The sequence below is a fragment of the Arthrobacter zhaoguopingii genome (assembly GCF_009828595.1).
Taxonomy (GTDB): Bacteria; Actinomycetota; Actinomycetes; order Actinomycetales; family Micrococcaceae; genus Arthrobacter_D; species Arthrobacter_D zhaoguopingii.
In genome coordinates this window covers 176,905-195,948 of sequence record NZ_WPNY01000001.1, presented here as the reverse complement: position 1 = coordinate 195,948, position 19,044 = coordinate 176,905, and the positions used below count along the sequence as shown (strand labels likewise).

Annotated in this window: 20 protein-coding genes and 1 tRNA gene; 4 read left to right on the top strand and 17 right to left on the bottom strand. The window is 65.3% G+C overall.

Annotated features, from left to right (window positions below; genetic code table 11):
• The first annotated feature begins 33 nt into the window (after window positions 1–33).
• Window positions 34–387 (top strand): hypothetical protein, encoded by a 354-nt coding sequence (locus GVV86_RS00925; protein WP_159800889.1) that lies wholly within the window; start codon window positions 34–36, stop codon window positions 385–387.
• Between the two features lie 82 nt (window positions 388–469).
• On the opposite strand, the gene GVV86_RS00920 is transcribed toward GVV86_RS00925, so the two are convergent.
• From GVV86_RS00920 to GVV86_RS00890, 7 genes are all read right to left on the bottom strand, one after another.
• Window positions 470–1,201, bottom strand: a complete 732-nt coding sequence (locus GVV86_RS00920) for a phage integrase SAM-like domain-containing protein (RefSeq protein WP_159800887.1) — start codon at window positions 1,199–1,201, stop codon at window positions 470–472.
• Between the two features lie 346 nt (window positions 1,202–1,547).
• Window positions 1,548–1,931, bottom strand: a complete 384-nt coding sequence (locus GVV86_RS00915; RefSeq protein WP_159800886.1) for a hypothetical protein — start codon at window positions 1,929–1,931, stop codon at window positions 1,548–1,550.
• A 30-nt stretch (window positions 1,932–1,961) separates the two neighbouring features.
• Window positions 1,962–2,792 carry a hypothetical protein gene (locus GVV86_RS00910; protein ID WP_159800884.1) on the bottom strand — a complete coding sequence of 277 codons (831 nt, stop codon included), beginning with the start codon at window positions 2,790–2,792 and terminating at the stop codon, window positions 1,962–1,964.
• A 1,101-nt stretch (window positions 2,793–3,893) separates the two neighbouring features.
• Window positions 3,894–4,901: a hypothetical protein gene (locus GVV86_RS00905; protein WP_159800882.1), complete on the bottom strand. Its 1,008-nt coding sequence runs from the start codon at window positions 4,899–4,901 to the stop codon at window positions 3,894–3,896.
• 44 nt (window positions 4,902–4,945) lie between these two features.
• Window positions 4,946–5,914, bottom strand: a complete 969-nt coding sequence (locus tag GVV86_RS00900) for a tyrosine-type recombinase/integrase (protein WP_159800880.1) — start codon at window positions 5,912–5,914, stop codon at window positions 4,946–4,948.
• Complete coding sequence (locus GVV86_RS00895) at window positions 5,911–6,243, bottom strand: hypothetical protein (RefSeq protein WP_159800878.1); 333 nt, start codon at window positions 6,241–6,243, stop codon at window positions 5,911–5,913. Before GVV86_RS00895 ends, GVV86_RS00900 begins: the two co-directional genes overlap by 4 nt.
• Window positions 6,244–6,343: 100 nt before the next feature.
• Window positions 6,344–6,547, bottom strand: a complete 204-nt coding sequence (locus tag GVV86_RS00890) for a helix-turn-helix transcriptional regulator (RefSeq protein WP_159800876.1) — start codon at window positions 6,545–6,547, stop codon at window positions 6,344–6,346.
• Window positions 6,548–6,634: 87 nt separating this feature from the next.
• On the opposite strand from GVV86_RS00890, the gene GVV86_RS00885 reads away from it, so the two are divergent.
• Together GVV86_RS00885 and GVV86_RS00880 are read left to right on the top strand one after the other, a co-directional pair.
• Window positions 6,635–7,216 carry a helix-turn-helix domain-containing protein gene (locus GVV86_RS00885; RefSeq protein WP_159800874.1) on the top strand — a complete coding sequence of 194 codons (582 nt, stop codon included), beginning with the start codon at window positions 6,635–6,637 and terminating at the stop codon, window positions 7,214–7,216.
• Window positions 7,203–8,324 carry a tyrosine-type recombinase/integrase gene (locus tag GVV86_RS00880; RefSeq protein WP_159800872.1) on the top strand — a complete coding sequence of 374 codons (1,122 nt, stop codon included), beginning with the start codon at window positions 7,203–7,205 and terminating at the stop codon, window positions 8,322–8,324. The genes GVV86_RS00885 and GVV86_RS00880 overlap by 14 nt, the downstream gene beginning before the upstream one ends.
• A 65-nt stretch (window positions 8,325–8,389) precedes the next feature.
• Here GVV86_RS00880 and GVV86_RS00875 read toward each other — a convergent pair.
• A tRNA-Tyr gene (locus GVV86_RS00875) sits at window positions 8,390–8,471 on the bottom strand.
• A 236-nt stretch (window positions 8,472–8,707) separates the two neighbouring features.
• Here GVV86_RS00875 and GVV86_RS00870 point away from each other — a divergent pair.
• A complete protein-coding gene (locus GVV86_RS00870) occupies window positions 8,708–9,196 on the top strand; it encodes a YajQ family cyclic di-GMP-binding protein (RefSeq protein ID WP_120164599.1) in 489 nt (162 codons plus the stop codon).
• Window positions 9,197–9,322: 126 nt separating this feature from the next.
• Here GVV86_RS00870 and GVV86_RS00865 read toward each other — a convergent pair whose 3' ends face one another.
• The 9 genes from GVV86_RS00865 to GVV86_RS00825 all read right to left on the bottom strand — a co-directional run bounded on the left by GVV86_RS00865 (window position 9,323) and on the right by GVV86_RS00825 (window position 17,993).
• Window positions 9,323–10,309 carry a metallophosphoesterase family protein gene (locus tag GVV86_RS00865; protein WP_159800870.1) on the bottom strand — a complete coding sequence of 329 codons (987 nt, stop codon included), beginning with the start codon at window positions 10,307–10,309 and terminating at the stop codon, window positions 9,323–9,325.
• 116 nt (window positions 10,310–10,425) lie between these two features.
• The gene (locus tag GVV86_RS00860; RefSeq protein WP_159800868.1) at window positions 10,426–11,478 is read right to left on the bottom strand and encodes a metallophosphoesterase family protein; all 1,053 of its coding nucleotides are present in this window, start codon (window positions 11,476–11,478) and stop codon (window positions 10,426–10,428) included.
• Window positions 11,475–11,732: a hypothetical protein gene (locus tag GVV86_RS00855; RefSeq protein ID WP_159617742.1), complete on the bottom strand. Its 258-nt coding sequence runs from the start codon at window positions 11,730–11,732 to the stop codon at window positions 11,475–11,477. The genes GVV86_RS00860 and GVV86_RS00855 overlap by 4 nt, the downstream gene beginning before the upstream one ends.
• Window positions 11,729–12,064 carry a hypothetical protein gene (locus GVV86_RS00850; RefSeq protein WP_159800866.1) on the bottom strand — a complete coding sequence of 112 codons (336 nt, stop codon included), beginning with the start codon at window positions 12,062–12,064 and terminating at the stop codon, window positions 11,729–11,731. The genes GVV86_RS00855 and GVV86_RS00850 overlap by 4 nt, the downstream gene beginning before the upstream one ends.
• Window positions 12,061–13,839 (bottom strand): glycosyltransferase, encoded by a 1,779-nt coding sequence (locus tag GVV86_RS00845; protein WP_159800864.1) that lies wholly within the window; start codon window positions 13,837–13,839, stop codon window positions 12,061–12,063. Before GVV86_RS00845 ends, GVV86_RS00850 begins: the two co-directional genes overlap by 4 nt.
• Window positions 13,836–15,125 (bottom strand): lipopolysaccharide biosynthesis protein, encoded by a 1,290-nt coding sequence (locus tag GVV86_RS00840; RefSeq protein WP_159800862.1) that lies wholly within the window; start codon window positions 15,123–15,125, stop codon window positions 13,836–13,838. The genes GVV86_RS00845 and GVV86_RS00840 overlap by 4 nt, the downstream gene beginning before the upstream one ends.
• Window positions 15,115–15,933 (bottom strand): glycosyltransferase, encoded by an 819-nt coding sequence (locus tag GVV86_RS00835; RefSeq protein WP_159800860.1) that lies wholly within the window; start codon window positions 15,931–15,933, stop codon window positions 15,115–15,117. The genes GVV86_RS00840 and GVV86_RS00835 overlap by 11 nt, the downstream gene beginning before the upstream one ends.
• A 10-nt stretch (window positions 15,934–15,943) precedes the next feature.
• Window positions 15,944–17,035 carry a hypothetical protein gene (locus GVV86_RS00830; RefSeq protein WP_159617747.1) on the bottom strand — a complete coding sequence of 364 codons (1,092 nt, stop codon included), beginning with the start codon at window positions 17,033–17,035 and terminating at the stop codon, window positions 15,944–15,946.
• A 106-nt stretch (window positions 17,036–17,141) separates the two neighbouring features.
• On the bottom strand, window positions 17,142–17,993 hold the full coding sequence (locus tag GVV86_RS00825) for a glycosyltransferase family 2 protein (protein ID WP_246199712.1): 852 nt from the start codon (window positions 17,991–17,993) through the stop codon (window positions 17,142–17,144).
• Window positions 17,994–19,044 lie beyond the last annotated feature (1,051 nt).

The following is a 19,044-nucleotide window of genomic DNA, read 5'->3' as shown; positions in this document are numbered from 1 at the left end:
GGGAGAGCCGAAACTGTTCCAATCGGAGGAACCATGCTGAATCGCCTCGCGGCCGAATTTGCCGCCGAAATTGCAAACCACGACTGGTCAGACGCGCCGTACAGGCTAGATCGAGCAGGCCATCACCGGGACCATGACACAAACCGGGGCAAGCAAGTGCTCGAGCCAGCTGAAGCCGACGCGATCCGAACCAACGTGATGTGGGTCGCCGCCCAGGTTCTCAAGCACGCCGACCCGAACCTTGACCTCCATGAGTTCGCCGAAGCATGCGGCGTACCTCGCAGGTTCACACACACGAAGCACGGCCAATTGAACGGCATGATCGACGCTGGGATAAGGATGCGCGACGGGCAGGCGCTCACCCCTGGCGGCGACTTCGGCGGGTGAGTGCGTCGGGTGGCCGCGCTGTTCGGCGTTCACCAAGCGTTCGTTCCGTTGATTCGAGCGGAGCGACGGCGCGCCACTCGAATCATTCAACGTCTGCGTCGTCTGCGGCGTCGAGCCTGGCCTGGTACCGGCGGCGGTAATCCGCCCACCACTCGGCAGATTTCGGCTCGATGCCGAGATACCGGATGAAGTCTTTGGCCGGATTCGAGTCGATGAGCTCCTTCTCGTAGGCCGCCTGGAGCGCCTTCTTCAGGTGCGTCATGACGGAGCGGAGAGTGCTGCGGGATAGAGTCGCGGCACGCTTCCCAGGGATGGTGCTCAGCATGGCCCCGAGCGCCTCGACGTCGGCCTCGGTGAAGTGGATCAAAAGATGCTTCTCCAGCTGCGGCAGCAGGTAATCGGTGACCTGCTGCCGGCGGGCTGCGAAGACGATCGCACGCATACCGGCCGCTGTCTCCCGCAGCGTCTTGCGATCGGTTCCTGTGTACATTTCGGCCGCAGCATCGTCCTGGGCTTCTTCCTCAACGGCACTGAGCCACAGTTCCAGCCAGCGCTTTACCGTCAATTCCGCGAGGGGGATGTCAGAGAAGACCGAGGCTGTGAGCTTGCGGGGGGTGGGGCACAGCGGTTGCGTGGACGTGCGATCACCAGAGACCGGCCATGGGGTGCCGGAGGCCTCCAGCTGGTAGGCCTGAGCAACGGTCATCAGCCGGCCCGCCTGCTGGGGGTTGCTCTCAAAGATTCTGTACAGCTGGGCCCGGGTGACCCGCTCGTCTTCGACGTCCTCCAGCTCGCCGAGGAGCAGCTCAGGCATTTGCGGACTGTGGTTCCACTTCGGTACGGTTCGACGTTCGCGGTTCCCTGCGTAGGCTCTGGAGGCGCTTTCGTTCGGCCAGTGCTTTGGCCCTCTTCTGTACTCCGATGTCGTGTTTCTGCTTACCCAAGGTGTGCGGTCCTTTTCGTGTTCTCGTGCAGGGCTATGGGTCCGTTTTCCGCGCCAATTCGCGGAATCTGGGGGGTGTTCTTGGAAGGGAGACCGGGGGGAGAGGCCGGTGCGCGCCCGGAGGGGCCCGCCGCGGATTCCGCTGGATTTTATTGAGCGTCCGCGCAAGCGGAGGTGGGCCACGGCGACCGGAAGATCACCGCGGCCCACCGGGCCGCTACTGTGGCCAGGCCTTAGCGTAAAGCTCAGCGTCCGTCACAGGCTCTGAGACGGCCTCGGGGACCGGCTGAGTGCCATCGTCCCCGTAAACGGCCTTGTAGGCCGCGTCCTGCGCTGCCAGGGCCTGTTCCTTGTGCCGCTGAGTGCGTCGCTGGGCGCGGGCCCTTGCCGCGACGCGGAGGATCGAGGACTGGTCCGCTGCGGGCGTGGTGGCTTGGCTCGCTGCGGGCGTGGTGCTGGGCAGTGGGTGCTTGGATCCGTCCGTGGTGCGCGGCCGCAGGGCCACGGCCATGGCATTGGCAATGACGGCAGGTAGCGCCTGCTGCTGCCGTGCGTGCGTGAGCTGCTCGGCCCGGTGCATTGCGGCGGTGAGTGATCCCATGAGGCTTCTCCTTCAGTGTTTGAGTTAGGGCTAGGCGTTGAGTGCAGCGACTTCAGCCGCGGCTGTTTCGCCTTGGGCCTTGGCGACGGCGACCGCTTGCTCGACTGTCATTCCTGACTGCCGCTCGAATGTCGTGCGGTCGTTCTTCTCCTCGCCGGGGTAGGACAGTTCGAGGTGGGGAGCGATTGCCAGCCACCTCTCCCAAGGAGCGTCATGGTTGATCGGTTCCATGACCATCCCGGCTACCTCGGGCTTCACCACGGTGACTGTCCAGTTGAACCCCGAGGTGTCGCGCCCGTCCTGGAAGGCCACGCGGCGGGCGCGGCCGACCTCGAAGTCGAGCGTCGGGGGAACGTCGGCCACGGTGGAGAGCATCTGGCGGGTGGTGAAGATCCCGTCCAGGACCGGAGCGGCCTGCTTGGCCGCGGTCCACGCGTTGCGCATCTCATCGGATGCGTGGAACAGAGTGGTGATCGTGGCGCGGGGATCGACTCCCAGAGCTCTGGCATGCCGCATCATGCGTGCGGCCTGATCAAACTCGGGGCGCAGCTGGTCGATGATGCTGACGGCGTTCTTCCTGATCCGCTCTTTCAACGCCGGGTCGAGCCGCTTCTGAAGCTGCGCGAGCGCGGTCATCTGCGGGGGAAGGTGCAGCTTTCCGGGTTTGGTGTGCCGTGCTTCGTACAGTGCCCGGTCATCAACCCACGCGGCTGTCTGCTCGACGGTCTGCCCAAGGATATCGGCCGGGGGCTCAGGTTCCGGCTGGCGGTTGATGCGAGCGAATTCCGTCAGCTCGTGCCAGCGCTGGAGCCCGGGGACGTCGACGTCGTGGGCTTCGAGGCGCGCAACCAACTCTTTCAAGCTGGCGCGGCAGTTTAGGTCTAGGTTGTGGATCATGCTTTTTGTCCTTCGGTCATCGTTGAGAGCTCCCGGCTGAGGAGTCTGCCAAGGTCGTGATGGAGTCGGCGCGCTTGTGGTGCTGTGAGGTGGCCGCGGAGTCGGCCCTGATCATCGAGGAGCGCAACGCCTGGCGTTTCTGTCCCGTCCTCGTGGAACCATGTGTGCGAGCGGGCCTTTAGCCGGCCACGGGCCAGCCAGAACGGGACGCGGGAGGCAAGCTCTGTCTCAGCGACGCGCGCCCGGTGCTGCCAGTACGCCGAGTCGGGAGACTCCTGCAGCTGGACAGACTCGGCCTTTACAGAGTCCCCTGCCATGCGTGGCCCTTTCGCTGGGAATGATTCGACCTGTAACCGGCGAGCGCCTGGCGGACAGCTTGCCGGCCGGGGCCGGGGTTGGTGTACTGCGTGGCTTGTGCCAGGCATTCGCTGCACTCATCCGCTGTTGCCATGAGGCTGCGGTGGCGCGGCCGGAGGCAGTGCCGGCAGATGGGATCTGGTGTGAACATGCTGAGACTCCTTCCGGCCGGTGACCTGGGGCAGCGGCCCTGTCGAGGGGGCGAGGCAAGTCCGTTGACTTGTAGACGGGGCATAGAGGTTCGGCTTCCTTCCCGTCCCTACCCGTCCCGGAACCGTTAGCGCCTGTAGTTGGGCGTTCTGCGGATTCTGCTGAACCCTGCAGATGGGTTTCCCTACCCGTCCCTACCCGACCCGACGTTTCCCGCTTCGGTAGTCCTATGTCTGGATTCAGGATTCAATCTGCTGCCATACGGGGCGGGGCGCGGGCTCCGGTCGCGCTTTCGCAGACTCTCCTACAGCCCGGAGTGCTGCGCAGGCCGGACGTTTGTTCCGTTGCCTGCGAGTATCTGGGAGCTGCCTGTGTGGGCTGCTCGACCAGGCGTGTTCCGTTGGCTGTAGTGGTGGTCTCACGATTGACCAGGCGATCTACGAGCCATAGAGCGAGATCAAGCGCTGGCAGGGTCCATGAGGTGTTCACTGTCGATCCTCCTTTCTTTTCTTGGTGGTTGGTCGGTGCGGAACCTAAGGGGGTGGCGGATTGGGTGCGTTAGCCCTTGAGCGGGTATGTTCCGTGCAGCGGAACGCGGGTGTCGGATGGGATGGACCCTGACTGGTATCCGATGCGTATGGTGCCGTTTTCGATCCACAGCTCGAGGATGGGTCCGCCGGGACCCCCGTTGCCGTTGGAGCAGTGGACCGTGCCGAGGAAGACGAAAGGGTTTGCCGAGGATTCCGGGGCGTATCCGGCGGGGAGATCACACATCTGCACGCCGCCACCCTTGAACTGCAGTGCCCCGGTGAGGTGGGCGGTGATTCCGTCCGTGGACCATACCCGGGGCCTGGCGTCGCCGGTGAGGATGGTTTTGGACCAGCCGGTTTTGAGTGAGGTGATGTTCACGGGAAGGGGTGAGCGCCATGCTCCGGACCGGTAGGTCTCGACCACGTTCTGGTCGAGACGGCGGACGCTCAGACCCTCGAAAGGTGTGATCAGGTTGCGTTCGGCGGTGCCTCTGACGGTGATGATCGTCCCGCGGGTGGCTGTGTAGGGGAAGACATTGTCGATGGAGACCAGCGCACCGGAGGTCGCCGTCGCTCCGGCCTGGACGAGGGCTTCGGCGATCACGAGTGCTCCGTCCGGCACACCTTGGGTGGGCCGGGCTGGAGCGGCGCCGGAGACTCCCTGGACGACGCCCACGACAGCGAGGTTGTCCGGGTCGCCCTTCTCTGTGTCATTCTGCTTCACGTAGATCAGGTCGTACCTGGCGCCCGATCCTGGGGCTGCGGTTGTCTGCACGCCGGTCGTCCCGGTGAAGGCTGGCATATACACGCCCTCATTCGCGGTGCGGTTGATAACCGGATTGCATGGGGCGATGCTGTAGGCCATCGACCCAGTGCCGGTCACGATGGACGGAGTCGACGGGTCCAGCAGTCCCGAGCGGGGCACTCCCGGGGAGTTTTCCGCGAGAGTGGCGGCCGCAAAAAGGCGGGACTCCCGCGGTGTGGAGCCAATTGGTCCTACATTGCGGACGCCTAGTCCTGCACGGTTGATTGTCATACGTTTCTCCTGATCTTCGTGGTGATAGTTCGTGGGTGCTGTGCTCAGGTGGCGATGCTCTCGGGGAGCTCGAAATTGTCCATCGCCGCCCTTCGCTGTCCGTCTGAAACCTGGACGTATATCTGAGTGGTCTGCAGAGAGTCGTGGCGCATTAGTTCCTGGACAGTGCGGAGGTCCGTGCCGTTCTGGACCAACGTGGTGGCGAAAAAGTGGCGGAGGGCGTGCGGCGTCTGGTTGATGCCGGCCCGCTGCATGGACTGCCGGATAGCCTTCCCCACCGCGTGAGGCTTGATCGTTTCGTACTGCCGTTCCGACTGGCTCGGGTAGGCCGGGAACCAGGGCCCGTATGCGGGGAACTGCCGAGCGAAGTCGAGCACGACGTCGTGCAGCGGAAGGAGTGCCGCTTTGTATCCCTTGCCCACGACGCGGAGCGTTTTAGCATGCCGGTCGAGGTCCTCGCCCCGGATTTTCGCTATCTCGTGGATCCGCAGGCCCTGAAGCGCGGCGAGCAGAACCATCATGCGTGTACGGCGCCGCCCGATTGTCCCCAACAGCCGCTCCAACTCCGGCATAGTGATAGGCCGGGGCAGGCCTTTCGGCTGTTTCGGCGTAGGCGTGCGGCTCGTCGGGATATCCTCGCTGCGGCCGGTCTTGTACAGCCACAGGCAGTAAGCGCGGAGGTGCTTGTGATATGTGGATCGGGTGGCCTGGCTAAGCTCCTGTCGTCCCACAAAGGCCATGATCTGATCGGGGGTTATAGCCAGCGGTTCCGCGGCCGCGAACTCGAAGAAAAACCGCATTGCATACTCCCTGTCACCAATGGTGCGCTGGGATAGGCCTTGAGCCTCCTGCCAGCGGCGCCACTGCTCCAATACCGCGTCCATAGACTCGTGATGCGCCGGCGCATCATCAGAGACCAGGACAAGCTTCGGGGCGACCGGTTCGATCTGCGGCCGCTTGAAGGGCTCCATACGTCCGCGGGCCCCGCGCTTCAGGATGGCCGGCGCACTCATGAGGCGCTGCTCAAAACGCGACCCGCGGCGAGCGCGGTCTGTCCCGCGGCGCGGATCTCCTCGAGCATCTCCGGGAGGTTCTCCGAGAGCCACATAGCCTGCTCGATCGTCAGAGCATCGCCAGGGGTGGCAATCCAAAGACGGATGCCATCCTGCGGGCACCATGTGGAGCTGACAGTGATCCTCAGCCGGGGCTCACGTCTCGTCGGACCATCGAACAGCTCGAAGTCGTTGATGAAATCCGGGTTTCCCTCGGCGCGGACGAATCCGGTCGGCGGTTCCGTTTCGTTGGTTACTGCTCCGGCTGTGATCTGAGACCAGCTAGTCATTTTTCTATCCCCTTGGACGTTCAGTGGGGCGCTCTCAGTGCGTTCCTCGCGGAATCGATCACTGGAAACGCTGTTCATCTCGGCGAGCGCTCGCCGCGCGTCAGGCACTTACTGGGGTGCCGCTCTGCTGGCGCGTCTGCGCGTCGAGCCACGCTTCGACGTCGACCGCCCGGTAGCGGACCAGTTTCGCCCCCGTCTTAATGAATCGGGGGCCGGTTCCCTGATAGCGCCAGTTTGCGAGCTGCGCAACGCTGGTGCTGAGGCGATCCGCTAGTTCGGCAGGGGTCAGGAGTTCGGAAGTCATGATGGTGGTCCTCCAAGCTTGATCTAATGTGCGTCTTGTTTGATCGCACGATGTTCATCAAAGCATGCTGCCCACAAAAGATCAACCGTGATCTTGGATACTTCATTTTTGATCGTTACTGTTGTCCGCATGGCAGGTAAAGAAACCGAGTTGGGCGAGACAGGCAAAACGGTCGCGGAGAACGTGCGGAGACTGCGAGGCAACGTGTCCTTCGCTGAAATTTCTCGATGGCTATCCGATGTGGGCCGGCCGATCCCGCCGCTCGGATTGAGGCGCATCGAAGCCGGTGAACGTCGCGTCGATGTGGACGAGCTCATGGCCTTTGCAGGCATCTTTGGGGTGAACGCCAGCGCGCTACTACTCCCCCCAGATGACAGTGAACGTGAATATCGTCCAACGGGTCAGAAGTTCGCCGCGCCGCTCTCGCAGATTTGGGACTGGTCTGACGGAGACGGCCCATACCTCCCGCACACTGAACGGGAATCTCTGATTCGTTACGCGCTCAGGGCGCGGCCACCGGGTCGTCAGACAGTCCTGAGCCAAAACCTCGACGAGCTGCACCACGAACTGAAGACCCTCGCTGCGGATGTAGGTGCACTGAAACAGTGGATAAGCGCACAAACGCCAACGAAGCCGATTGGTCAGGATCCGCGCCGTGGCGACGATTGAGGCGTATGAGACGACGGCGGGCCGGCGCTACCGCGTCCGCTACCGGAGGCCTGACCGGAAACAGACGGACAAGCGCGGCTTCAGAACCAAGCGCGACGCCGAAGCGTTCGCCGCGTCGGTGGAGGTCTCCAAGCTGAAGGGCGAGTACATCGAGGCATCGGCCGGCCGGGCGACGATCGCGCAGCTGGGCCCCGAGTGGCTGACCAGGCAGACGCACCTGAAGCCGTCGTCCTACCGACCGGTTGAGGCGGCGCTGCGGAACCATGTGCTGCCGGCGTGGGGTGGTGTCGCTGTGAGCGAGGTGCGCAAGACGGCCGTGCAGCAATGGATCGCCGGCATGACGACGGGAGACGGCGAGCGCAAGCCGAAGTCTGCGACGGTTGTCATTCGAGCGTACGGGGTGCTGGCCGCGGTGCTTGATGACGCGGTGGACGATCGGCGGATCCTGTCGAACCCTGCTCGAGGCGTGGATCTGCCCAGGAAGGGCAAGCGCGCGCACGTTTATCTGTCGCACGAGCAGGTGCACGCGCTCGCGGCGGAAGCGAAGCACGGGACGCTGGTGCTCGTTCTGGCGTACTGCGGGCTGCGCTGGGGTGAGGCTGTCGGCTTGCGGGTGCGGCATCTGGACATGTTGAAGCGGCGGATCAACGTTGAGGAGAATGCCGTCGACGTCGGCGGGCGGATCGCTGTGGGCACCCCGAAGAACCACAAGCGCCGCGCCGTTCCCTTCCCTCGCTTCCTCGCGGAGCGCCTGGCTGTGCAGTGCGAGGGCAAGGGGCGAGACGATCTGGTGTTCCCCGGCGAAGATGGGGGTTACCTGCGGGCTACGCGGGTGCAGGAGGACCGCGGCGGTTGGTTCTCGGGCGCTGTCAGGCGTTCAGGGGTACCTCGGATCACTCCGCACGATCTGAGGCACACAGCGGCCAGTTTCGCGGTGTCGGCCGGCGCCAACGTGAAGGCGGTCCAGAGGATGCTCGGGCACAGCTCCGCGGCCATGACGCTCGACATCTACGCGGACCTCTTCGATGAGGACCTGAACGCCGTTTCGGACGCCCTGGATCACGCTGTTTCGCTGGCGAGTGTGGGCAAAATGTGGGCACGCGCCTGATCCGGGTAAAGCAAAAGGCCCGCCCTCCCCTGCTGCTGCAGTGAAGTGCGGGCCTTTCCTTGCTGTGGCAGATGAGGGATTCGAACCCCCGTAGGCTGTGCCAGCTGATTTACAGTCAGCCCCCTTTGGCCGCTCGGGTAATCTGCCGAACGTCTCCAGATGAAGACAACCCGCAGCAAGCGCGGGCAAGACAACTTTACAGAACATCGGCCCCAGAATCGAATCGGCATCGACAATGCGGAAGAAACGGGTAATACCGTGCTCAAGGCGTCGGATCTGCGTCTTCGATGGGCAGGCGGAGCGGCACGACGCCGGCCGGGCGCCGCCGCCCGCAAGCCAGTAGGCTGGAAGCAGGAAAAGAATCCAACTTCTAAGGAGGCACAGTGGCTAGCGAATCCACGTTCGACGTCGTAAGCAAAGTGGACAAGCAGGAGGTGGCCAACGCCCTGAACCAGGCCCAGAAGGAGATTGCGCAGCGGTACGACTTCAAGGGCGTGGGTGCGGAGGTCGACTTCAGCGGTGAGAAGATCCTCATGAAGGCGAACTCGGAGGAGCGCGTGCTCGCCGTCCTCGACGTCCTGCAGTCAAAGATGATCAAGCGCGGAATCTCCCTCAAGTCCCTGGACACCGGAGAGCCCTACCCCTCCGGGAAGGAATTCCGGCTGGAGACCTCCATCAAGGAGGGCATCGCCCAGGACATCGCCAAGAAGATCAACAAGCTGATCCGCGACGAGGCACCCAAGGGCGTCAAATCCCAGATCCAGGGCGACGAGCTGCGGGTCAGTTCCAAGTCCCGTGACGACCTGCAGGCCACCATGGCACTGCTGAAGAACTTCGACGAAGCGGACCTTCAGTTCGTCAACATGCGCTGACCTCGCCGGAAGGCGGTGCGGCGTTGCAGCTCAGAGGACAGGCACGCCGCACCGCGACCTCACGGGAACGCCGAGGGTCCAGGCAGCGGCGCCAGCCGGTGCAGGCCATCGGCTGCGGCGGGGCTCCTACTGCGGTGCGGAGCGCCAGCCCACGTCCGTGCCGAACCCGGAGGTTGGAACGAATCTCCAGTCGAAGGACCCGTTTTCCCGCAGGGTCAGCCGGAGGAACCCGTGGGTGTCGCTGAACCGCTTCGAGATGTACCACGGGTTGCTCGTGAAGGGGCGCAGGCCGATTCCCCCGGTGGATACCTGGAATGCGGTCATCCCGTCCGGCACGCACTGGTCGGCGTTGTTCACCGGACACGACCGTTCGTAGTTGTGTTGTGACCCTGAGAGGGTCAGACGGACCCGGTGCTTCCACATCACGTCAATCCACGGCTTGTGCTCATACGCCCGCTCGTGTGCCTCGGTGTTCGAGGTGAAGTACGGTTCGTGGTGAACCACGGCCAGGTGTTTACCCGCCTCTTTGGCAGCAGCGAGGTCCTCGTCCAGCCACTCCGTCAGCTTTTCGGCTTCCGGGATGTCGTACCGCCAGGGCGCGGAGGACAGGAACGCGATATGCCAGTTCCCGAAGTCCTTCGAATACGGTTCCCCGTTGAAGATCCACCCCCTCTCCTGGTTGATCGCGGACTTCCCCATACTCCCCGGGCATTGGTCGTTCATGAAGTTGTCGAGGTCTTCATTGCGGCCCGGTTCCCAGTCGTGGTTGGGGGCGGACACCCAGTACAGCTTGGACTTCGTGCCACCCCACAGGGTCTGCCAATACTTCACGTAGTCCTCGCAGTACGCGGTGTCGTACTGGAAATCCCCGAGCCCCAGGAACGCATCGATCTCGTCGGTCTCCACAAGTTCGGTGATCGCCGCACCGTTCCGCCCCGACGGGCTGTCAGTTGCGTAGGTCCCGACGCCGTTCATGTCGCCGACAGCCGCGATCTCAACCTCCTCGGGCGGTTCGGACTCACTGGTGCACCCCGCAGTGGAGACCGCCAGAAGTGCGGCGACGACTGCGGCTATCCACCGGCGGGGTGTCAGACGAGGGAGCGCCGAGTGCATCCGATAACCCCTTAGAAATCTTCCCGGAGGCGAACATTCGAACAGCAGGTCGGGCTTTCGCCCCAAGCATAGCGAGACCACATCGGTCCTCCCATGGGTGCTGGTATCGGCACGGCTCAGCCTCCGTCCGGGCGCCAGTACCGCAGCCCGCCGCTGGTGGCGCCGTCGGAGTCCACATCGATCACCGCGTGCGGGAACGCCCGACGGTCCGACTGGTCAGGTCCGGGGCCGCGGACGTCCGAACTCCACGTGCCGGTGTTGACGTACCGGGTGGTGGACGCCGTGACCGTCGACTCGATTGCCCGGTGGGTGTGGCCCGAAACGTACCAGGCCACCCCGAAGCCGTGCGCCGCAAGGGTACGTGTGATGGAGCCCGCTGCAGCGGGAGCCTCCTCACCGCTGACCGCACGCCCGGTGCGGCGGCGCACCATGCGAATCGCGGTGGCCGGGATCGCCGACACCGTCCGGAACCGGGACAGGCGGGCCAGATCCCGGACGGTGTCCCCGTCGAGCGCGAGCCGCAGCGACTCGGTCTGCAACAGCTCGTCGTACGCGGGCTGCCGGATGCGGCGTTCCGCCCGCTCGGATCCCACGCAGGCTCGGGCAACGGCTCCGGCACGGCGCAGGCGCGACCGTGACGGATGGGCATGCCAGGCGGCAAGAGGTGGCAGGTGCAGCTCATCGGTGTCGCTGACCGCCACGCGGAGCACCTCCGGTGTCCGGTGCAGCGCGTAGTGCTGGTGCCCGTGCTCGGCCACGAGCACGTGGGGCACGTGCAGGATCCACGGGTGCACCCTGACCCGCGTGGGCTCAAGGGGTGACAGCAGCGCTGACAGGCAGGCGGCAACCGAGGGCCGGGCCAGGTCGGCGTCGTGGTTGCCGCAGAGGAAGTGCAGCTGCACGCCGCGCGCCGCGCACGCCTCAAGCGCCTGGAATGTGGCCGGGTGGCGGGCAAGGATGGACTTGAGCCGGGACTGGCTCTCATGCTCCGCCAGCCCGGCCAGCTCGAACGTGTCACCCACGAAGGCGACGTGCTGCTGACCTCCGGAGGATGCAGGCACCTCGCGGCGCAGGAACTCGGCCAGCATCCTGCCGGGGCTCCGGGGGTCGTCATCCGATACGCCCAGATGGAGGTCGCTGAGAAGCCACCACCGCGCCCCACTGCTCACGCGAGCAGCTCCAGCACGCGAGGAAGGAAGAGGAGCACGCACAACACCCACATGACAGCGATGAGCCCGCGGCCTTCCCTTCGGCTGAAGATGGCGGGGCCTGCACGCTGCCCGGTGTCTGGACCGGTGACCGGTCCGGCGCGGCGGACCTCGATCGTGACGAGGGTGACGAGCAGCACGGCGGCCACGAACAGCCCCGCCACTTCGAACACAAGGCCGTTCGACGCGACCAGATCCTCCAGTTCCTCCATCACCAAGCCACCTCCTGCCGTGCGCGCACTATGCATGCGAGGACGGTAATCACGCCCATCGTGACGACGCAAGCCTGCCACGACCACAGCGCGAGGTAGAACATCGCCGTTGACACCACCGTCAGCGTGGCCAGGCCGATCGCCAGGACGAGCACCGCGCCAAGCGCGAGGTCGGTCACCTGCGTGAGTCGGGCCAGTGCCTGCCCCGGAAGGAGGACGAGGACAGCTATCGCGGCGACCGCCTGCAGCGGTGCCGGCAGCCCGACAACGGTCGCCACCGACAGCACAACGGCCGCGAGACCGAGCGCCACGGTCGGCCGGCTGACGCCGTTCATTCTGGCACCACCTCGTACACGCGCACGTGGGGGTTTCTGAACGAGAGCTGCACACCCTCCTGGGTCCTCAGCCACCTCTCCATTTCGGCGAAGTCGGGGGCGGTGGTGTCCCCTTGAATGACCAGACTCGCCTCGCCCGAACTCATCAGCACCAGGTAGGCGCCCTGGGCATTGCGCCGGGCGTATTCATAGACGGTTGGGGCGCACGTCGCCGGCGTCAGGTCCTGCTGGCACAGGTCCTCGATCGTCCGGTACTGGTGATCGAGGTAGGCGTCTTCGCGCCACGGCGTCGGATGCGCGGCCGAGATGATCGCCGAGTCGGGCGGTGCCATCTCCTCCACGGCGTCCATAGCGGCGATCTCACTGTCGGCGAAGACGTCATACTGCGCGTTGCCGAACCGGCCGGTCACTGTCAGCGCCGCCAGCAGGAAACAAGTGAGCACGAGCGCTCCCGTCGCGCGGGAGGAGGGACGTGCGCTGCCCTCCGTGGGAAGCAGGATCGAGCATGCCTGCAGGGCGATGAACGGCAGCGCGAACAGCGAGATACGGATGAGCATCTCGCCGCCGTACATCTGCACGGGGAAGATCAGCACCGGGGCGAGGGCGAGAAGGATGACCCGGATGTCGAGGCGGCCTCTGCGCCAGTCCCGCACCGCCCCCGCCGCGGCGAGCGTCCACAGCACGATGGTGAGAAGGACCCGGAGCTGCACCACGACCACGTGTCCCGGGGTCCCGCTCACCCGGTCGACGACGTTTGACGTGATCGCGGCCCCCAGCCCCGCATCCTCGAGGGGCGGGTGCCCGACGAGGTATGGACTCGCAGGGTAGACCAGCCAGAGCACCAGCACGATGCCGGCGATCAGCGGGAGCCGGCTGGGCCAGACCCGTCCGCTCAGAGTGAGGGCGGTGATGGCAACGACCATCATGAACGGTGTCAACTGATGGCTCGCGCAGATGACGACGATGAGCAGCAGGGCCACCACCAGGGCGCCCACCCGGTGTCCCGGGCGGGAGTCGGCGGGCGCCCGTCCCCGCCACCACTCCGCCAGGTCCGCCGGTCGGAAACCGCGGAAGGGGGCGGGCCGGGCGGCCAGCGGGCCGACGAGCAGCCCGATCATGACGATGTACAGGAAAAAGCCGAAGGCCTGGGGAGACAGGTAATCCTGGTCCTGCCAGTTGCCGAGGCAGAAGAGCCAGAGCACCAGCCAGCGCCGTCGCGGATCGCTCGTGAGGAAGCGCGTTGCCGCGCCCACGGCAGTGAGCCACAGAGCCACGTTGAACACCGGTGCCCACAGGGCCACGGTCACCGGGTCGAGACCGGTCGCCGCGAGCATTGTCGCCAGCAGGGCGAAAAAGCCCGGCCAGTTGAAGTAGGCGTCGATGCCGGGATCCACCCCAACCTGCGAGAGGGCGTCGGAGACTCCAAGGTGACGGAACGCGACCTCACCCCGCGGTACGTCCGTCACGAAGATCGCGGTCCCGAAGAGCACGAGCACGAAGACCACGAGGAGGGACATCATGACCGGGCGGCGAGCCGGGCCATCGGCATCCCCCCGCAGCGCCACGAAGAAGGCGATGTTCAGGATCAGGACCCCGATCCAGAACGGGAAGGGCAGCACGGCGATAAGCCCTAGATCGCTCTCCACGGGCACGGACACCGTGGAGGCGGCGCCCGCGGCAAGGGCCAGCGACACGACTCCCGCCACGATGCACAGCACATCGCGGCGTTTCCAGCGCCCCCCGGTGGGTCGAGTCACTTCAAGTTCATCGATCATCGCGTCTCCCGCCTGACGTGTCGAAGGATGGCAACCAGCCGGAGGCCGATCACCGCGGCCCCGGCGGAGAGCGCCAGCAGAAATGCGAGGGCCATGGCGCTGGCGCCCCTTTCGGCGGCCAGCAGCGCTGCTGTGGAGACCGCGGTTCCGACCATCACGCCAACGATGATCGGCTCGACATAGCGCCCGCGGATTCGGCACACGGCGTTATAGGCCTGAAGCACCGCGTACGGCACCACTCCGACCGCCAACAACCGAAGGGCGACGGTGGACGTGTCGGCGTAGTTCTCCCCGAGCAGGTGGAGCAGCGGGCGGGCGAAGACGATGAGGACGACGGCAGCCATGCATCCCAAGGCAAGTGACCACCGGAAACTCGCTAAGAATTTCGGCACGAGCCGGCCGGGGTCGCGGACACCTTCGGAGAACTGGACGATGCTCATCAGCATTGGAGCGGTGTACGCGGCCCACGCCATCATCCATGCGGGATACCAGTAGGCAGCGGTCGCCGGCGATACCAGCTGCGCGAGCAGGAGCGGCAGGATCAGCCCGGGGGCGCGCTCGGTGAGCGTGATCAGCTGGTTTGGGATGCCAAGAACCAGCAGTGAACGGCTGTGCGCCAGGTGCAGGGATGGCCGCGGCCGGTAGCCGATCAGTCGTCGCAGCTGAATCATGCCGATGAGGAAGGCCACAACCGATCCGAAGGTCCAGCAGACCATCAGGATGTCGGCGGCGGCGCCGTTCCTCCACCAGGCAAGAAGCGCTGCCGCCCCAAAGGAGAGCACGCCGCTCACCGTGTACCGGGTCGTCGCGCTGGCGCCGCGGCCCAGTGCCACCAGCGTTTGGTCCAGCACGGTGCACATCGTCCCTGCCACGACGGCCACGAGGAACGTGACCCAGAAGAGGATCGAGGTGGACGCTGTCTCCGCGTTGGCGGTCATCAACTGGAGAAAGAGGAAGCCGAGGGCCAGCACGGTGCCGGTCACCGCCACGATGCCGAACGCGGAATTCAACACCCGCGCGGGTGACTCCCCCCGCCCCACGGAGACGATCACCGCCGACCCGGTTCCCAGCACCGCGAGCTGGGTGCAGAGAATCACCGCCGAGACCGCCGCGGTGGTGAGCCCGACCTCATGGTCGGTTGTCGCGCGGGCGGCCACGATCCAGAAGGCGAAACCCGTACCCGTCGCGGCGGCCTTGGCCACGACGAGGCCGATCGAGCTGTGCAGGGCGGAACGCCGGACGACCGTCGAGGGGTCCGGGACCGCGGAGGCCCGCTCAGCCCACACGACCGAGGCCCTTTGCCATGCCCGCGTAGTTGTACCAGCAGAAGGCGAGGTAGTAGCGCAGCCACCGGGGCTGGCCCCCGGCAAGGCTCAGGGCGCTGCCCCGGACGGCCGCGGCGGCGGGCAGCAGAGCCAACCTCGCACCGCGCCAGCCGTGCTTGCGGATCATCCGCCCGAGGCCCTTTCCATCCATGAGGAACTGATCGAGCGCAAAGTCAAAGTCGTCGGCGGCGAACCGGTGTTCGACCAGGACCTTTTGTGACACGCCCGTTCGCATGCCTGACTGCCTCATCCGCCAGCGCAGCTCGATGTCCTCCCCCGACTTGAACGAGTCGTCGAAGCCCACGCCCAGCATCAGCTCCCGGTCGATGACCGTTGCCACCAGTCCAAACCAGTTGCGGCTGCGGCCGGTGCGGTGGTGATGGGCCAGCGCCTGCCCCCAGTAGCCCGGTCCAGCGACGCTTTCCAGACCGGCCTGGAGTGCGTCGTAGCCCTCCTCCACCAGTTCCGTAAGCAAGTCAGCGACCCCCGTCGGCCCGAACACGACGTCGGAGTCGACGAGCAGGACCCACCGGGTGCTGCTGCTCTTCACACCGAGCGTTCGGGCCCACGGCAGGCCCCGGCCCTCGTCACTGAGGACCCGGGCACCCGCCGCGGTGGCAATTTCGACGGTGCGGTCGGTGGAGCATCCATCCACCACGATGATCTCGGCGACACCGGACTGGCTCAGGGCCTCGAGGCATCGCGGGAGCATGCTCTCCGCGTTACGGGCCGGAACGACAGCGGTGACCTCGCTGGGGCTGGAATCCACTGTTCACTCCTCAGGACTGCTCGTCGAGGACCGAAGGAAGCATCTCCTCAAGGAAACGAACGATGTCGTCCGAGGCCTGGTCCGCCGAGTACGCGGAGGGCACCTGCAGAAGGTAGCAGGGCCGACCGTCGAGCGCCTTGCTCAGCACGACCCCTTTTGCGGCGAAGTGCTCGCGCCACGAGATGACGGACGTGGCCGCCAAGCTGGTCACGACCCGCTGCGAGAAGCCCGCCATCTCGATGTGGAAGTTGCCGATCATGCGGTCGACCATCCAGTCCTTCGTCCGCTCGACGATCCGGGACCGGCTGCCCTCGAAGCGCTCGATGTAGACGGCGACCGCGAGCGGGGCCGAGGTTGTCACCTCCCGTCCGGGGAACGCGCTTGACGCATCGACCATGCGGTGCTCCGGCGACCATTTGCGGGAGAAGTCCGCGACGCGCGGATAACGAATGACGTACGGGTGCACCAGTGTGGTGAGGCGGCCGACGGTCTGGGAAAGCCCTGAGGGGACGAGGGGCTTCCGGACACCTTCGAACAGGTGCGGGTAGATGGCCCGGTGGTGCGGTTTGATGAACATCGGCTTCGCATAACCGAGCTGCGTGCCGTCCTCGGCGAGGAAGGCCCAGTCGTCGCCCATGAACGACCATCCCTCGCGCCTCATCAGCTTGGCCGCGGTGCTCGTCTTACCGGTGCCTCCGGCGGCGGGAAGCGCGATCGCATGACCGTTGTAGGCCATCGTTGCCGCATGGAACATGGCGGCACCCTGGCCGACCATCGCGGCGTCGAGAACTGGGACCACGGAGGTCAGCAACTCGCCCGCCCCGTGAATGCGCCACTGCTCGGGCTCCCTGACGATCTGGACCCGATCGTGTTGGAAACGCACGCTGGTCTCCGTGTACGCGAGCTCGTGCTCGAGCAGACCCGCCTCCGGCATCGGCTCCGGCTGGCTATCGACGATGATGTCGGCCGGCCCTTCGGTGTCGGTAGCGAAACACGCCAACATGCTCTGGAGCTGGGTCGCTGACGGCGCATTTGCGTCGACGCGGATCCTCACCCGGCCGTGGATGTCGAAGTGCAGTGCCTTTGTACGCCCGGTGCGCATATCGTCCCCTGTCTGGAAGGTGTCGGTTGAGTGGTAAATCTGGGGTGCACGGCGTCGGACGTGCTTTGGTTCCCGCGGTGCTACCCGGCGGTGACCTCTAAACGGGTCAACTCGCGCTCATCAAGTGAAGAACGCTCTGCGGATCCGTGGGTGTTCGAGGGAAGCTCACATTGGAATAGGCGTATTTCACCCGCCGCAGCACCTCCGGGCGGGCCCCGGCAGTGGGGGCCTCCCACACGAGGCACTCGTGGGCCATGGTCCGGAGCACCCGCCACCCGTCCCGAAAAGTCTGCAGATTAGATGCCCCGGAAATACGGTCCAGCTCCAGGCTAGGGACCTCGGCAATCCGGAGGCCGGCCTTCGCCGCCCTGACAATCAGTTCCGTCTCGATCTCGAATCCCTCGGATTCCAGCTGCAGGACCTCAAGGCACTCCCGCCGGAAGGCGATGTAGCCGTAGCAGAGGTCCGAGTAGTTGCTGTGCAGGACCACGTTGGCCAGCCCGGTCAGGGCATGGTTTCCGGCCCGCCGCAGCCAGGTCAGGTCCTCGGAGCCGCCTCCGGTCACATGCCGGGAGCCTTTGACGAAATCGAAGTCGTGCTGCAGCGGAGAGACGAACCAGCCGATCTCCTGCGGGTCCATGCTTCCGTCGGCGTCGAGCATGACGATGATGTCGCCGGAGGCCGCCGCGAACCCGGCCCGCAGCGCGACACCCTTGCCCCTCCGCTGCTCATTCACGACCACGACATCCCCCCGGACTGCACGTGCCACCTTGACAGTATTGTCGGTGGAGCGGCCGTCGACGATGACGACCTCGTCCACGTAGGACGGCATGCGGCGAAGCACCCATGGGAGGTTCATTTCCTCGTTCAGGGTCGGTATCACCACGCTGACCGAGGCCGTCGGGGATGGCGCGTTGCGGTTGGCCAACGAGTTGGGGCCGGGGTACGGGATAGTCACGATCTCACCACTTTGCAAGCGAACGGTTGTGTCTGGCCGGCGGCCATGGGGAGCGGGCCGGACGGGCTCGGCGAACAGTCCTTGCGGATGACAATTCCCATTACTCGGCTCCAACTTTCGAGGTCGCACTTTCGAGGTCGCACCGGGTGCCCGTCCTCCAAAAGAACCCCGGGCCCTGGGTGGTGACGCTAGGTGTACAAGGGGTGAACCAGGGGTGCTGCTTGGTGAAACCCACACTAGAACTTGATCTTTGGAGTGTCGTCGAAACTGCCTACCCGACTTGATTTAGCCGTTACCTGAGCTTCTCGTTCGCTACTTGGAGAAATGGTCGGAGGCGTACTCGTGCGCTACGGCCCGTTACTTATCTCGGGCTGACGCCGGACTCCCCGGGCGCTGTCACGGCTGTCACGCTGTCCCGCCGTCCCGCTGTCCCGCCGTCCCGCCGCCCCGCTGTCCCGCTGTCCCGCTTTCTCGATGGGTTCAGCCCACCGAGTCTCCGATCAGCGCGTTGGGTAAATCGCGCTGGATATATACGGCAGAACCTCCGGTGCTTCCGCGGGCAGCGACCGGCCCGGCTGTCCAAAGCGCTCCGGCCGGCCTGAATCTTCCTTGATGAAGGCTTCCCGGTAGCCCAGGGAGCCGCGGGTGATCGATCACCGGACGTCTCCGTCGCGTCCGGGAGCCCAACCGCCAAGGTGCAGGGCTTTCCTGGAGGGACTACAGGAGCTGGTCCGTGTAAACGCCGCCCGGAACTCCGGTATACCACCAAGACAAGTACTTGGCGGCAGGGCGCGAGTAATCACCACCGAGCGAACTTACGGGTTTGGCGACTTCTTCAAGTAATGAACGCACAGCCCGGGTAACGCCTAAATCAAGTCGGGTAGGCAGTTTCGACGACACTCCAAAGATCAAGTTCTAGTGTGGTTCCACCGGGCAGCACCTCCGGTTCACCTTCTGTACATCTGCTTCACCCGCCCAGGGCCCGGGTTCTCCTGGAGGACGGGCGCCCAGCGCGAGGGTTGAAGCCGGGTACTGAACCCGTCCGGCCCGC